Annotated in this window: 15 protein-coding genes; all 15 read right to left on the bottom strand. The window is 30.8% G+C overall.

The window, feature by feature from the left end; genetic code table 11:
- Positions 1 to 73: 73 nt before the first annotated feature.
- The 15 genes from ABGT36_RS01895 to ABGT36_RS01825 all read right to left on the bottom strand — a co-directional run bounded on the left by ABGT36_RS01895 (position 74) and on the right by ABGT36_RS01825 (position 15,092).
- Positions 74 to 925, bottom strand: coding sequence for a DegV family protein (locus ABGT36_RS01895; protein ID WP_087299969.1), 852 nt, complete (start codon positions 923 to 925; stop codon positions 74 to 76).
- An 11-nt stretch (positions 926 to 936) separates the two neighbouring features.
- The gene (locus ABGT36_RS01890) at positions 937 to 1,191 is read right to left on the bottom strand and encodes a hypothetical protein (protein WP_239404256.1); all 255 of its coding nucleotides are present in this window, start codon (positions 1,189 to 1,191) and stop codon (positions 937 to 939) included.
- A gap of 171 nt (positions 1,192 to 1,362) precedes the next feature.
- Complete coding sequence (locus tag ABGT36_RS01885) at positions 1,363 to 4,392, bottom strand: SpaA isopeptide-forming pilin-related protein (protein ID WP_346676520.1); 3,030 nt, start codon at positions 4,390 to 4,392, stop codon at positions 1,363 to 1,365.
- 371 nt (positions 4,393 to 4,763) lie between these two features.
- A complete protein-coding gene (locus ABGT36_RS01880) occupies positions 4,764 to 5,924 on the bottom strand; it encodes an iron-containing alcohol dehydrogenase (protein WP_346676518.1) in 1,161 nt (386 codons plus the stop codon).
- A gap of 19 nt (positions 5,925 to 5,943) precedes the next feature.
- Positions 5,944 to 6,579: a flavodoxin gene (locus ABGT36_RS01875; protein ID WP_087299961.1), complete on the bottom strand. Its 636-nt coding sequence runs from the start codon at positions 6,577 to 6,579 to the stop codon at positions 5,944 to 5,946.
- Between the two features lie 12 nt (positions 6,580 to 6,591).
- On the bottom strand, positions 6,592 to 7,239 hold the full coding sequence (locus tag ABGT36_RS01870; protein WP_087372234.1) for a DUF4405 domain-containing protein: 648 nt from the start codon (positions 7,237 to 7,239) through the stop codon (positions 6,592 to 6,594).
- A 139-nt stretch (positions 7,240 to 7,378) separates the two neighbouring features.
- Entirely contained in the window at positions 7,379 to 7,603 is a 225-nt protein-coding gene (locus tag ABGT36_RS01865) for a hypothetical protein (protein WP_346676517.1), read from the bottom strand.
- Positions 7,575 to 7,709 (bottom strand): hypothetical protein, encoded by a 135-nt coding sequence (locus tag ABGT36_RS01860; RefSeq protein ID WP_300080427.1) that lies wholly within the window; start codon positions 7,707 to 7,709, stop codon positions 7,575 to 7,577. Before ABGT36_RS01860 ends, ABGT36_RS01865 begins: the two co-directional genes overlap by 29 nt.
- Positions 7,710 to 7,725: 16 nt before the next feature.
- Positions 7,726 to 8,610, bottom strand: coding sequence for an alpha/beta hydrolase (locus tag ABGT36_RS01855; RefSeq protein WP_346676514.1), 885 nt, complete (start codon positions 8,608 to 8,610; stop codon positions 7,726 to 7,728).
- A gap of 144 nt (positions 8,611 to 8,754) precedes the next feature.
- Complete coding sequence (locus tag ABGT36_RS01850) at positions 8,755 to 9,147, bottom strand: DUF956 family protein (RefSeq protein WP_346676513.1); 393 nt, start codon at positions 9,145 to 9,147, stop codon at positions 8,755 to 8,757.
- A 38-nt stretch (positions 9,148 to 9,185) separates the two neighbouring features.
- The gene (locus tag ABGT36_RS01845) at positions 9,186 to 10,103 is read right to left on the bottom strand and encodes a PTS system mannose/fructose/sorbose family transporter subunit IID (protein WP_346676511.1); all 918 of its coding nucleotides are present in this window, start codon (positions 10,101 to 10,103) and stop codon (positions 9,186 to 9,188) included.
- Positions 10,104 to 10,126: 23 nt separating this feature from the next.
- Positions 10,127 to 10,939: a PTS mannose/fructose/sorbose transporter subunit IIC gene (locus tag ABGT36_RS01840; protein WP_087372225.1), complete on the bottom strand. Its 813-nt coding sequence runs from the start codon at positions 10,937 to 10,939 to the stop codon at positions 10,127 to 10,129.
- Between the two features lie 19 nt (positions 10,940 to 10,958).
- Positions 10,959 to 11,954: a mannose/fructose/sorbose PTS transporter subunit IIA gene (locus tag ABGT36_RS01835; RefSeq protein WP_346676509.1), complete on the bottom strand. Its 996-nt coding sequence runs from the start codon at positions 11,952 to 11,954 to the stop codon at positions 10,959 to 10,961.
- Between the two features lie 200 nt (positions 11,955 to 12,154).
- Positions 12,155 to 12,982, bottom strand: coding sequence for a PRD domain-containing protein (locus tag ABGT36_RS01830; RefSeq protein WP_087299946.1), 828 nt, complete (start codon positions 12,980 to 12,982; stop codon positions 12,155 to 12,157).
- 13 nt (positions 12,983 to 12,995) lie between these two features.
- Complete coding sequence (locus tag ABGT36_RS01825; protein WP_087299944.1) at positions 12,996 to 15,092, bottom strand: PTS transporter subunit IIABC; 2,097 nt, start codon at positions 15,090 to 15,092, stop codon at positions 12,996 to 12,998.
- Positions 15,093 to 15,303 lie beyond the last annotated feature (211 nt).

The raw sequence follows: 15,303 nt of genomic DNA, 5'->3' as shown, positions 1-15,303 counted from the left end.
CCTTTATATTATTAAATAATACAATAAAATGATATTTATATTGCATTATAAATATCACTTTAAAAACATTATTTTATTTACAAATATAGTGAATCGCAATACAACCAAGTCCACCATGACAAGTTAATACCGCTGGAAGTTTATTAACAAAAACTTCAATCCCCTCAAAAATATCTTGTAATAAATTTTTAGCTTTAATAGCTAATTCTTCATTATCAGCATGAGAAATATAGATTCTAAAATCCTGAGCATTAACATTAGCTGATTTAAACTTTTCAATCATTGTCTTAATAACTTTACTTCCTGTTCGACTCATAGCAAACTTATCAACACAGCTACCATCCTCTTTTAAATACAACAACGCTTTTACTTTTAAAATCGTTGCCATTTTAGCAGCCAATGGTGATAATCTACCAGAACGAGCTAATTGTTTAAAATCTAGTGGTGCTAAAAATGAAAATACATTAGCACTTTTTCTTTCTAACATTTCAAAAATTTCAGCTACACTACAATCATTATTAGCCATTTCTTTAGCACAAATAGCCATATCCATAACTGGAGCACCAATTTGACGACTATCATAAATATACATATTATCCATTTCTAAATCATTTTTAACTAAATTAAAACCGCTCCATGTCCCGCTTAAATCACTACTGCATGTTATAACAATAATCGCTTCATAATTTTCACTTTTCCATTTTTCCATTAAATTTTGTAAATAACCAGTATTAGGCTGTGAAGTTGTTGGAATACAACCATCTCTTAATTTTTGATATAACTCTTCTGTTGAAATATCAATTTGATCTTTATATTCTTGATGATCAATCAGCACACTTAAAGAAACAAGTTCAATTCCATATTTTTTAGCCTGATCCCCATTCATTGCACTTGTTGTATCTGTTACTATTAAATAATTTTTCATAATATTTTACCTTATAATTCAATTTCCATTTCTTGATAATCTTTTGTTAAATGCTGATATTTTTTTAACCAGGTAACAGCTTCCTTATATTCCTCTTCAGTCAATAGTTCATCTAAAATATCTCGATAAACTAATGCACAGACATCATAGATACTTTGCCATAAAGCATCAAACTTATTTTCAGCTTTTTGATCAGCCTGCTCACTTTCTAAATAAGCAGCTAACTGATGTCCAGACTTGACTGCTTCATCTAGTTCTTTTGCCATTATTATACCCTCCTGTGTTCTTTACAAAATTATAACATTTATTTAAACAAAAAGTGATAATATTCATAATTATTTTATAATTTGTAATTTATTGTTATTTAAACAAAAAAAGAAGGTTTAAATTATATTATCATAATATAATTTAACCTTCTTAACATAATTTATCTAAAATTAATTTTCTTTTTTAGCTAAATAACCTTTTAAAACTAAAACTATCAATAACAATCCACTACTAAAAGTAATAACTATTAAATGATCAAATGAAACAGTATCATCAGTCTTAACAGCGGTTATTGCCTGGTCATACATGATAACTTTTTGGACTTCAGTAGTATTTTCAACCGTAAAAGTAAGTTCACTAGCAAGTTGATATCCATCAGGGGCTTTTGTTTCAATTAATTTATATTCTTGTCCCACTACTAATCCTTGTATCAAATGACCACTTCCATCAGACTGCCATTGATCAATAATATTTCCATCCTGGTCTTGAATTTGTAATTTAGCTCCTGCTAAACCTTGATTATTAGCTTTATCTAATTTCAATACTTCTACTTTAGTAATCTGATTTTCAATTTCTAATTCATGACTATAAACTTTGGTTGTCGTATCATTTTGCTCAAAGGCAACGATATGTTTTTTTTCATCAAGAACCAAACCTGGTAAAGTGGCAATTTCTTCAAGTTGATATTCTACTTGACCTGTTCCTAATGGTAAGTTTTCAATCGTTAAATTGCCATCTGATGATAAATTATATTCACCAACAACATCACCTTGATCATAAATAACACTACCATCAATTGGAGAAACTATTTTACTGTTAGCTGTTAACCTAAATTTAATTGGTGATAAATCCTGGATATTTACCCGACTAGTATCACCTTCACCTAAATCAATTTTCTTAATAACTGTTAGTTTACCACTAGGAGTATCGTTAACTACATTGATTTCTAAAATTGGATCACCATCTTCATCTGTTGTATAATCACGAATGTTTTCAATCGTAAATTCAATTGGACTTTCTAGAGCCAAAAAGCCTTCTGGCGTTTTTACTTCTTCAAGATAATATTTACCGGGATCTAATTGTAATGGTAAAATTACTGTTCCGCGATCATTATCATGATTACTATATGAATCATTTACAATGACATTATCACTATTGGTAGTAAAAGTGTCATAGTTTTTACCACTAACTTTTTGAACAATAGTATCATTAGCGTGATATATTATTTTACCGTTAGAAACAATATTTTCTTTAGCTTTAATTTTAAATGAAGCACTGCTTAAAGTTACAATTTGATTAGTTTTTTGATCACGCTTAACTAATTTTAATTGCGTAGTGTAAGGACGATTATTAATATCGATAGTTTTTATCTGATCAATATCGCTATATTCACTATAATCATCTGTTATGTCAATTAAAAAATCAGGAGCTGTCATATAATCCTGCGGTGTTTTAGTTTCTTTAACTAAATACGTACCATATGGCAAATATTTAGTTGCTGCCCGACCGTTTTCATCAGTAGTAATTACATCATATACACTAGCATTATCCCAGCCAACATTATCAACTTCACTTTTAAGTTTGAACGTAAATTCACAGCCTTGTAAACCTTTAACAAAACCACTTATCCCTTCTTTTTCCCCAGATTTATGAACCTGTATTTTTTGCATGTTTACTCTATTAGCTGTTTCTTTGGTTTCTAAAATTTTAGAAACGGTTTGACCTTGATAATTTATATCAACATTAATATCATTAGGATTTAATACTAAAGTATCATTAGCTTTACTTTCATGAAGATAATACTTACCCACATGTAAATTATCAAAAGTTATCTGCCCTTGTTCATCAGTTATTCCCTTTGCAACTACATCACCTTTATTAAAATATGTAATTGTTTTAGCCTGGTTGGTAATATCATCACGAGCAATTAATTGATATTCATTACCTTTTAAATAACTATCACCTAATTTACCATCAGTTTTACTAGTATCAATTTTCTTGGTTAATTCTAACTTACCTAATGGTTCTTCATTACTAACACTTTGACTGGCTGTTTCATCTTTATTAATCGTAACTGTAAAAGTTGTACTATTTAATAAATAACCATTAGGAGCACTAATTTCTTTTAACTCATATGTTCCAATTGGTAAGTTTTCAACTACTAATTTACCATTAGTAACCGTTATGTTTTCATCATAACCTTCAAAACTAATTGATTTTAAATTAAAGATAGCTCCATCAATCAAATCATTATTTGTATTAGTTTTACTAAGTTCTAAACGACCAGTATCGATCCAATCAACATGATATGTTAAATTGGCAACATCATAAGTATAACTGCCATGAGTCTGGGTATTACCACTGCCATAAATTGCTAGCGGTACAAAACGAGTACAATTACTACCGGCAATATTACCACTAGTATAATCTTCTGTTACACTTAATGGTGCTGTTAAATAAAAACTTTGACCACCACTAACACTGACAGTTCCAGTTTCAGAAGCATTAGTAGTCACATTATGAAGAGTAACCCCATCTTGTAAAGTAACATTGATCACTGCATTACTAGCCCCGTTGAAAGTAACTGTATTAGTTTTTTGTAATTTAGTAGCTGGATCAAAACTAGCAGTAAAAGAATCACTTAAAGTTGGACTAACTGGCATTGGTAAACTAGCTATATAATTATATAACCCTTTTAACCCGATTCCTAAAGTTTCTAATCCATCCAAATCAACACCCATCATATCACCACTATAAGCAATTGATAATAAAACATGAGTATAAAGATAATGGGTTTCTGGCGTTGTAAGTCCATCATCCCATAACCCATTCCCAGTACCATCAAGCTGACCTTCTAAAGCGGCTGGTCCTCCATAGCCATAGTAAAGCAGCTTACTAATCATTTCATTAGAGTTTACTAATTCTTCAGCTGTCTTATTACCAGAACTAGGACTATTTTTACTTGATTCCAGGCAGTAAGACCATTGACCATTAAAAGTACACATCCAGGTACTCCACTGTTTAACGCCTAATTTCCTTGCCCACCATTCTGGATAATCAAGTTCTTTAACGCGGGTAAATGGTCCCGTATAACTAGCGGCATTTATAGTATTAATACTTGTTAAAAGGCAACTAAAAACCATTAGTAAAGAAATTATTATTTTAAACAATTTCTTATTTCTTTTTTTCAACCTTATCATTTTAACTTTCCTCCTTAAAATAAAAAAAGCATTTTATAATGCTTTTAAACAAGGATCACGACAAAACATCTTTATTCCCCTCTTTCTATAAACTGTTCTTTTAGAAAAACGAAATTCAATAACTAAAGTATTTGATAATTAAAAAAGTACCCGAACGGGTACTTTGAGAAAATAGAATATTCGCTTTCCTTGGCTTTATCTTATCATTTACCAATTTAGTTGTAAAGCAAGCACCAGGGAATAAAGATTTAATAAATTGTAATAAATTTTGTCTTTTATCTAAATTTTATCAATATTTTTAGCTTATTTATAATTTGATATTGATATTTTTGATACTGCAATTATATAAATTTGAGACAAATTCGATATTTTTATAGACATTCTTTTAAGATTTCGAAAATTTCATCATGGCTTAATTGTTTACAGCATCCAGCTGTAATATTAGATGAATCTGCTACTTTTTTAAGCATATCTACATCAGTAATATTCATTTGTGTTAAAGTAGTTGGTAATCCAATTTCTTTAATAAAATCTGCTAATGCTTCAATTCCTTTTAAAGCTGTTTCTTTTTCAGTTAAATTAGTATCATCTACATGCCATACTTCTTTAGCAAAACGAGCAAATTTAGAAACTCCTGCTTCATAAATATGACGATATAATACTGGATGAATTACTGCTAATCCTTGACCATGATTACAATCAGTATAAGCTCCTAATTGGTGTTCAATTTGATGAGCTTGGAAATCAGTTACTTTTCCTAATTTTAAAATACCATTTTCAGCCATTGCTGAATCCCACATTAATTCACTACGAGCTTGAATATCTTGAGGCTCTTTAATTGCTGCTCTAATATTTCTAATAGTATTACGCATGATTGCTTCATTGATTTCATCAGAAACATTGTTTTCAAGCGGTTTTCCAAAATATGTTTCCATTGCATGGCTTAATGTATCAAAAGCTCCAGAAACAACTTGTTTCATTGGGACTGTTAATGTATAAGCTGGATCTAATACAGCAAACTTTGATAAAGCTCCTAACATTCCGGCTTTAATTTTTAATTCTTCGTTAGTAATAACAGCACCATTATTCATTTCTGATCCAGTTCCTGAAGCTGTTGTAACAGCTGCCATTGGAATAAATTCAGTTGGTAATTTTCCATCAACAAATTCCATTTGCCAAATATCTTGATCAACTTTAGCTTGGGCACTAACAATCTTACAACAGTCAATAACTGATCCACCACCAACAGCGATAATAAAATCAATTTGATTGTCTTTAACAATTTTAGCCCCTTCTAAGACTTTAGCATAAGTTGGATTAGACATAATACCATTAAATTCAAAAATATTTTTACCAGCTTCTTTAAGTAAAGTGACAACTTCATCATAAATTCCAGTTTTCTTAATAGATCCGCCACCATAAGCTAATAATACGTTATCTCCTACTGTTTTTAATTCAGTATTTAGAGCTTCTTTTAAAGCCCCTTGTCCAAAATAAACTTTATGCATATTAGTCATTTTAAAGTTGTTCATAATATAATTACCTCTTTTCTTATTTAATAAAACCTAACTCTTCTAGCCAGTTTGTAACTGTTTGACTTTGGTCTTCTTCAATATCATTTCGACTTACAGCAAGACCATCTAATACTGTAACGTCTTTATCACTTAAATACTCACGCATATCATCTTCAGTACCACTCATACCACTACCACCGTGAGTTACAAATGGGACAATTGTTTTACCAGTTAAATCATAATTGTCGAAGAATGTTAAGATAACTTGCGGATAAGTATACCACCAGATTGGATAACCAATAAAGATAGTGTCATATTGATCCATATTATCAACTGTTGTTGAAATCTCTGGACGAGCATTGGCTTCTTTTTCAGATTCAGCAATATCAACAGTTTCTGAATATGAATCTGGATATGGTTCAACTGTTTCAATTTCTACTAATGTACCATTAGTTAAACTTTGAATTTCTTGAGCAATTGCTTCAGTATTGCCCGTTTTTGAAAAATAAGCAATTAAAATATTACTATCTTCTGTTGTTGTTGTTTGATCATTAGTAGCATCTTGACTTTCATTTGTATTTCCACTAGATTCATCGTTATTACTTTGGTTATTAGATGAACATCCAGTAACAAATACCAGCATTACTAATAAAGCTAATAAAAATTTTTTCATTAATCTCACTCCTTATGTTTTTTTAATATTTTTAATTGCAATATATGTTAAAAGTCCAAACAAACTGAAAATTCCTAAATACTCAAATATATATCTCACCAAATTTATACTGCTATCAACATTAACAAAATCAGTCAACATAAATAAATATGCAATCAATTGATTTTTAATAAACATAATTAAACCAAATAATGCTAATCCATAAGGAATAACCAAAAAGATAATTGTTTTTACTACTTTAGAACTATCTTCAAATTTCTTAGCTAGCGGTCTTGAAATACTTTGAATATGCAATCCAAAATGTACTGCCATTAATACAAAACCCCAATAAGATAAAGTTAAATGAACTCTTCTAGCTAATGAAACTGGCATAAAACTTAAAAATGGTAATAATCTTGACATTGATAACCCGCTCAATACTAGAAAAACAACATCGACTAATAAAAGAAAATTAACTACGATATAGACCTTTTTTAATAATGGATACTTTCCTTTAAAAACTGTTTTGTACCAGTTTCTATTTAAAACATGATGAATAATAAAGCATATCGCCATCAATATTCCTAATACTTCGTGAACTGTTTGACCAGTGTTGAAAAAGGCCATCAAAAATAATAACAGTATAAACATAACAACATCTAAAATACGTTTTACTTTCAACTAAAAACACCACCTTCTTTTCGATTTAGATTTTATCAACCGGTAGTTACAACCGGTCAATTATTTTTTTGAAAACACATAATTTCACAAAATAATATTAACTATTGAATATATTGGTTAACCAGCGATCATATCATCATCAAGATACCTTACTTTTTAACTGAGGATAATCGCTATTTTTTTCCATTTGAATCTGATTAGATAATTCATCTAGATTTTGTGAATATTCCTGTTCAGTTTCGATTTCAAAAAAATCAGCCTCAATATTTTCATCAATAATATCGACAATTTCTTGAATATCTAACTCCCCCTCTTTTATATCATCACTAGAACAGTCAAATGAATTGGGTCGATAATAAAGCAACTAAAATACTTGTATCTTCATTTGCCATTTGATCTTGATTATTTTGACAACTACTTAAACCAATAACTAAAAACATCATCAAGATAATAGTGAAAACTTTTTTCAATATTAATCCTCCTTTTTTATTTAGTTTTATCGATTTGCTGTTGCCAAAATGCTATTGCATCATTTATCCATCCTTCTGCCAAAGTTCCAACTCCTAAACCAAAACCATGACCTAAATTAGGATATACATGAAATTCTGTAGGAATGCTACAATGCTTTAAACGATTTATTCTTCGCTCCATAGTTTTCCAATAAGCAATACCATCATTTTTACCAACACAAACATAAGTAGGTGGATCATTTGGGGTGTAGTCATTATGCCCGGTATATTGCATTACTACAGTACCAGCACGTGGATATAGATTTTGACCAAAGGAACCAGGACCATATGAACCTAAATAAGCAGCCATTCTCGCACCAGCTGAACCACCCCAAAGTGAATAACAATTAGTATCGACTTCTAATTCTTTAGCATGTTCAAAGATAAACGCTATCGCCCTAGCTAGATCAACACATGCCGTTTGTCCGCTATATGTGCGATATTGTAAAGCAAAGGCGTTATATCCTTGTCTAGATAGTTTTAAAGCATGAGGAAAGCTTTCATGAATTGAGCCAACATAAACAAAACCGCCGCCAGCGCTAATCAAAGCAAATGGAGCATTCTTTTTACCTTTAAAGAAGAATAATCCCGTATCTTCTTTACTTGGATCACTTGCTTTTTCTTCAGGTGAATAGATATCATAGAATATTGTTTGCCCATTGTTTACTTGATTTTCAAAGTATTCTAATACTTCAATTGTTGTATTGGTATTAATATAGCTATGATAAGGTAATAATGAATTTATATTACTTATTTTCATTGTTGGTGTTGGCTGATTAAAACCACTAGGAAAAATAAATCTGCCAAAGTTTTTAAATTTTGGGTTATTAATAACACTATTTACTAATGTATTTGAATTCATTTTGACCTCCTTATATCAATTAATAATATATTTTTCTTTTTCTAACTATATTTTATTAAAGTTATTTTTTAAAGTACAATACCAATATCGCATTTCAGTATACCTGGCAAGCATAATAAAAAAACTGCCGTTTTACCGACAGTTTTAGTTATTTTTATTTTTCTTTTTTCTGATAAAAATCGATTTTAAGCCCCGACCAACAACTTGGAAAAAGCTTAATGATCTAACCATATTTTGAGAAGGAATATATTTATTGACCGCTCTTAATAGCGCTCTATTATCCCTTGTAGAAAATGTGAAATTTCCATTTTGTTTAGTCTTGATGGCAAAGCGAGGAATCCATTTTCCTTTAAACATTACTGAAGCCATTACACAACTAACCTCTTCCCAAGGAATCTGAATATAATCGCGAATATTTTTTTCATTATAAAATTCAAAAGCTTTATCGCCAACCATTACTTTCCCATAAGTCGCTAAACCTAAATAAGAAGTGGCTTTAATTGTTAAATCTACTTTAGTGTTTAAAGATTGTACCATGTTATTCCTCCTAAATATTTTTTATCGATATTTTTATCTTACATGATTCTACAAAGACGTGCAATAATACCAACTGCGAATAATGCAACGATAATTACAATTGGTGAAACTTTCTTTCTTAATAACCAGCAGCATAATAATGTTAATAATAAAGCTGCTAAACCTGGAATTAATTGATCTAAGTTTTGTTGTAATGTAGTTACTTTTTCAACATTTAGACCATCTGCTCCTAAAGTACTATATTGTTCTAAAGCATATTTAATTCCATTAGCTCCAGATTTAACTTTATCCCAATCAATATATGCACCTTCAGATTGAGTTACTGTAGATACGATTGGTGTAAATGAAATAGTTACCCAACGTTGAACTAGAGCACCAATGATAAACATCCCTAAAATTGAAGCTCCTTGAGTAATTTTACCAAGTAAACCACCTGATAAATCTTGAGCAATTGATGTACCAACTTTATACCCAAATTCTTGTGTATACCAGATAAATGCCATTCTGATAATATTCCATGCAAAGAAGAATAATAAAGGTCCAATAATGTTTCCACTTAATGCTAAAGAAGCACCTAAAGCCCCAAGAATAGGTCTTAAAGTAAACCAGAATACTGGATCCCCAACCCCAGCAAGAGGTCCCATCATTCCAACTTTAACCCCTTGGATAGCTTGATCATTAATTTTGGCACCATTAGCTCTTTCTTCTTCTAATGCTAATGTAACCCCCATAACTGGAGCAGATACATATGGGTGAGTATTATAGAATTCCATATGTCTTTTTAAAGCTGCAATTTGATCATCTTTATTAGAATATAATTTTTTGATAGCTGGAATAATTGAATAACACCAACCACCATTTTGCATACGTTCATAGTTCCAAGAACCTTGAAGGAACTGATGACGCCAAGCGACTGATAAACGATCTTTTTTTGATAATTTAATTTTTTCTGCCATTGTTTTTTTCCTCCTTCAAGATTTTAATAATCATTTAATATATCACCTAATGGATCGCCAGAACCAGTTCCACCGCTTCCAGAACCACCATTTTCTTTTAATCCTAAATAGATTAATGCTAATGCAACACCGATAGCACCTAATGCAATTAATGTTAATTCACCAATAGCTGCTAATACGAAACCTAAAGCAAAGAATGGCCAAGTTTCTTTAGTTGACATCATATTGATAACCATTGCATAACCAACTGCGGCAACCATTCCACCACCAACAGTCATTCCGCCAGATAACCAGGCAGGCATTTGATTTAAAGCATCAGTTACTACTGAAGCTGGTACGATACAAAGTGCAGCAGCAGGAATAGCAATACGAACCCCTTGTAATAAAATTGCTAAAACATGCCACATTTCCATTGTTCTAAAATTCCCTTTTTCAGCTGCATTATCCATAAAATGCACCATTGGAATTGCAATAGTACGACAAATCATTGTTAAGAATAAACCAGCTACTGAAAGTGGGATAGCAACAGCAATTGATGTAGAGATTGCTGTTTGAACATCAGTAGTCCCACCTTGTAATCCTAACACCATGATAATAGCAGAAGCAACAGATGCTAAAGCTGCATCAGGAGCAACTGCTGCTCCAACGTTTGCCCATCCTAAGGCAATCATTTGTAATGAACCACCTAAAATAATTCCTTCAGTTAGATGTCCACTTACTAAACCAATTAATGTACATGCCACTAGCGGTTGATGAAATTGGAATTCATCTAAGATTCCTTCCATACCAGCTAATAAGGCAACTATAACGATTAAAATTATTGTAATTAAAGACATTATAATTCCTCCTGTTTAATTATTTTGATGCGTTAGCTAATTCAGCTTTCGCTTTATTCAATAAAGTATCCATGTTTTCATTAGAATCACTAGGTACTTTACGTACATCAAATTTAATTCCTTTTTCTTTTAATTTTTCAATTGTTTTAACATCATCTTCACCCATAGCGATTGCTTTATTAACAACAACTTTTCCAAGTGAATGAGCCATAGATCCAATATTTAATTCTTTAATATCGACCCCACCTTCAATGGCTTTTAAAGCATCTTGAGGTGTTTCGAATAATAACATTGCTTTAGTGTTACCAAAACGTGGATCTTTAGCAACTTCAATCATTTTGTGAATTGGAACAACGTTAGCTCTTACTCCTGGTGGCGCAGCTTGTTCAATCATTTGTTTACGCAAATTATCATGGGCCACAGAATCAGAAACAACGATGATACGATTTGGTTGTGTAGTTTTTGTCCATGTAGTAGCAACTTGTCCATGTAATAATCTTGTATCAACACGTGCTAATACATATTTTATTTTACCATCACCAATAACTGTTCCTTCTGGGATTGCTCCTTGAGGTGTAGCAACAGGTGCTGCTTTTGCTGATGGTTTTTCTGGTTCTAAAGTTTCTGGTTTAACTTTAACCCCTTCACGAGCAACTTCTGTAATGTGTGTTGCAATTTCATGAGCTGTTTCCATTGACATTCTTGAAGCATAAGCTTCAATTAACATTGGTAAATTAAGTCCGGTAACAATAGCCCATGTGTCTTCATGGCCAGCAATTAAACCATTAGCTTGGTTAAATGGTGTTCCACCCCATAAATCAACTAAGAACAATACTTGTTCTTGATTTTCGAAGGTAGCAATTGCTGCTTCCATTTTTGCTTTTAAATCATCAGGTCCTTCGCTTGGTTGCAATGTTACAGCTTTAACATCTTTTTGCTCACCAAAAATCATTGACCCAGATTGCAAAATACCGTTTGCAAATTCTCCATGACTAGCAAGGATAATTCCTACCATAATATAAATTCCTCCCTTTCTTTTAAATACTCAACAATGCAAAAAAAAGCAGACATAACTATTAAAAGATATAATAATCCCATGGATATTAAATCTTAAAAATAGTTAATGCCTGCCTTACCAGTTACACACTATTAAGTATTCTTTTATGCAACAATCATAGCATTAAAGGGCTAAATTTGTCAAGCAACGTTTTAAAATTAAACGATACTAGATAAAATTCGCTCTAGATGTAGTGCTAAATAACCAACTTCAGTTTCTGGTAATTCTTTATTTAAAGCTTTAGATAATGCATTACACATATTAACCGCTTGTAAATAAGCAAATGGAAATTTTTCTTTAGTAAACTCACTGATATCCATCTGTAACTTTTCATTAGTATTTAATCTTAAAATCAAAAACTTGATATGATTCATTAACCGAGCATAAGATATTGAATTAACATCAATAACGATATTTAAGTCTTTTTGTAATTTATCAATACTTTCATGAATAACCCGCGTTGCTTCCATTGATTCCACAACTTGATTTGATGAAATTGCTGAATGGATATGTAACGTAATGAATCCAACTTCATCATCATTGATTTTAACTGCTACAAATTTATCGATTACTTCTTTTCCTTGTAAAGCTACTTCATATTCATCAGGAAATAATAATTTAATGTCATCTAAAAATGGATTTGAAGGCATGATATTTTCAGCCATTCTTTTAATTGCAAAATAAATATGATCAGCTAATGGTAAAAGTATATCGTTATCTACACGACCAAATTTTTCAACTGCTAATTTAATGATTTCAAAAGCAATTTCAAGATAAACTGGATCAATGTAATTAATAATATTATTAGATTTCATTTTTGAATTATAGTTTTTCTGCATCAAAAATTTTTTGGCATTTTTAGGTATTTCGATTTCTTGATTAACTTTTTTACCAAAACCAATCCCTTTATACATAATAATTACTTCATCATTTTCAAAAGCAGCTAAAACGGTATTATTATTTAATACTTTTATTATTTTATACATACTCTATCCCTTTTCAATTACATAACCTTAATATTGTTGTACCACTATCTTTTTTGCCATATTCTTTTTCAATTTGACAATTATCATCTATCTTTGTAACTACTAATAATATATTTTCACTAACTGCATTTTCCTTGATATACTCTAAATCCGCGTTCCATAATAAATCACCTTTTTTTACTCTTTGATTTGCATTTACCAATAATTCAAAACCATTTCCTTGTAAATTAACGGTATTAATTCCAAAATGAATCAATAACTCATAGCCATTATCAAGCTGAATACCAAGAGCGTGTTTAGTTGGATAAACCATCGTAATAATTCCATTGCATGGTGCTACAACTAAACCATGATAAGGTTTAATCATTACACCATCACCTAATAACTTATGGGCAAAAAGATCATCACATGAATCCTCAATTGGTAATACTTCTCCATCAACAACATTTCCTATTTCAATTACTGAAGTTTCTTTATTTTCTTTAACTGGTAATTCATCATATTCAGGGGGAATATTTTGTAAATATTCCTCTAATCTTACTTTAACTGAAGATGCTTTAGGTCCATAAATAATTTGGATATTATTTCCTTGTAACACTATTGCTGCTGCCCCAGCTTGTTTCAATAAACTCTCACTTACTAAATCAGTATTTACAATCGCTGCTCGTAATCGGGTAATACAACAATCTAAATCACTAAAATTATCTCGGCCCCCTAATCCACGAACAATCATTTGGATTTGTTTATCTACTTCTATTTCATCAAATATTTTTTTATCACCAATTTTAGGCTTTTTAAAAACAACTAAACGGTCATCATCCTCTCTACCAATTGTTTTCAAATTCAATTTTTTAATCAAAAATCTAAAACTAAAATAATATAATCCAAAATATACAATTCCTATTGGAATCATTAAAAGCCAGCTTGTTTTACTATTCCCTTGTAAAACCCCAAATACAATAAGATCAATCAAACTGCCAGAAAATGTTAAACCAACTGCGATATTACAAATATGAGCAATCATATAAGCACTTCCAGCTAAAATAACTTCGATTCCAAATAACAATGGCGCTGAAAACAAAAAAGTAAACTCTAATGGTTCCGTAATTCCTGTTAACATACTTGTAAGCGAAGCTGTTAATAATAAACTACCAATTGCTTTTCTTTTTTCCGGTTTAGCACATTGATACATCGCTAAAGCTGCTCCTGGTAAACCAAAAATCATAAAAATAAATTTACCAGTAAAATATTTAGTTGCTTCACTGCTAAAATGAACTACACTAGGATCAGCTAGCTGAGCAAAGAAAATATTTTGAGCCCCATAAACCATTGTGCCATTAACTAACATTGAACCACCAATTGCAGTTTGCCAAAATGGTAAATAAAAGACATGATGTAAACCAAAAGGCACTAGTAATCTTTCAATCATTCCATAGACAAAGGTACCAAAATAACCAGTAGATGAAATTAGGTGTCCTAATTCAAAAATCAAATTTTGAACAAATGGCCAAAAATAAAACATCACAATTCCAACGAAAACATAAACAATTGCCGAAATGATTGGAATAAAACGTTCTCCTTCAAAAAACGATAAAACACTAGGCAGTTCAATTTGATAAAAACGATTATGCAAAAAGCCAACCCCTAAACCAACAATTATGCCACCAAAAACCCCCATTTCTAAAGAATTAATTCCACAAACCGAAGTAATCGTCCCTTGTAAAACATGACCAGCAATCTGATCATTTATAAGCATTCCATCTAACGTTAACATACTATTGATAGTTGTGTGCATAACAAAAAATGCTATGATTGACGATAAAACTGCTACTTCTTTAGCTTTTTTAGCCATTCCTAAAGCAACTGACGCTGCAAAAATTAATGGTAGATTATTAAACAGCACTGTTCCAACTTTTGTTAAAATCGTTAAAAAGCTATTAACAAATGTTCCTTGTCCTAAAAATGCGTCTAAATGAAGGGTTTGAATAGTAGTTTCATTAGTTAAAGATCTACCTATCCCTAAAAAGAATCCTGCAATTGGTAACAAGGCAATTGGTAACATAAAGCTACGTCCAATCCTTTGCAATACTCCTAAAATTTTTGATTTCATACTTCCCTCTTTCATTTTACAACCATTAAACTGTACCATCCCTCTTTTGGAACAGTCTTTTCAATCATTTAAAAGGTTTATATAAAAAAAGCCATAAAACTATCTACATAATAGACATTAGTTGGTTTTATAACTGTATAAGCATATGGACTTTTTTTATCTATTAAAATACTAACTTATCTCTATAAATTATTCTTATCATTATTAAAAA

It is taken from the genome of Erysipelatoclostridium sp. An173 (assembly GCF_963931465.1).
Classification (GTDB): Bacteria; Bacillota_I; Bacilli_A; order Erysipelotrichales; family Coprobacillaceae; genus Thomasclavelia; species Thomasclavelia merdavium.
Note: the sequence above shows the minus strand (reverse complement) of the source record. Positions and strands in the feature narration are given on the sequence as shown.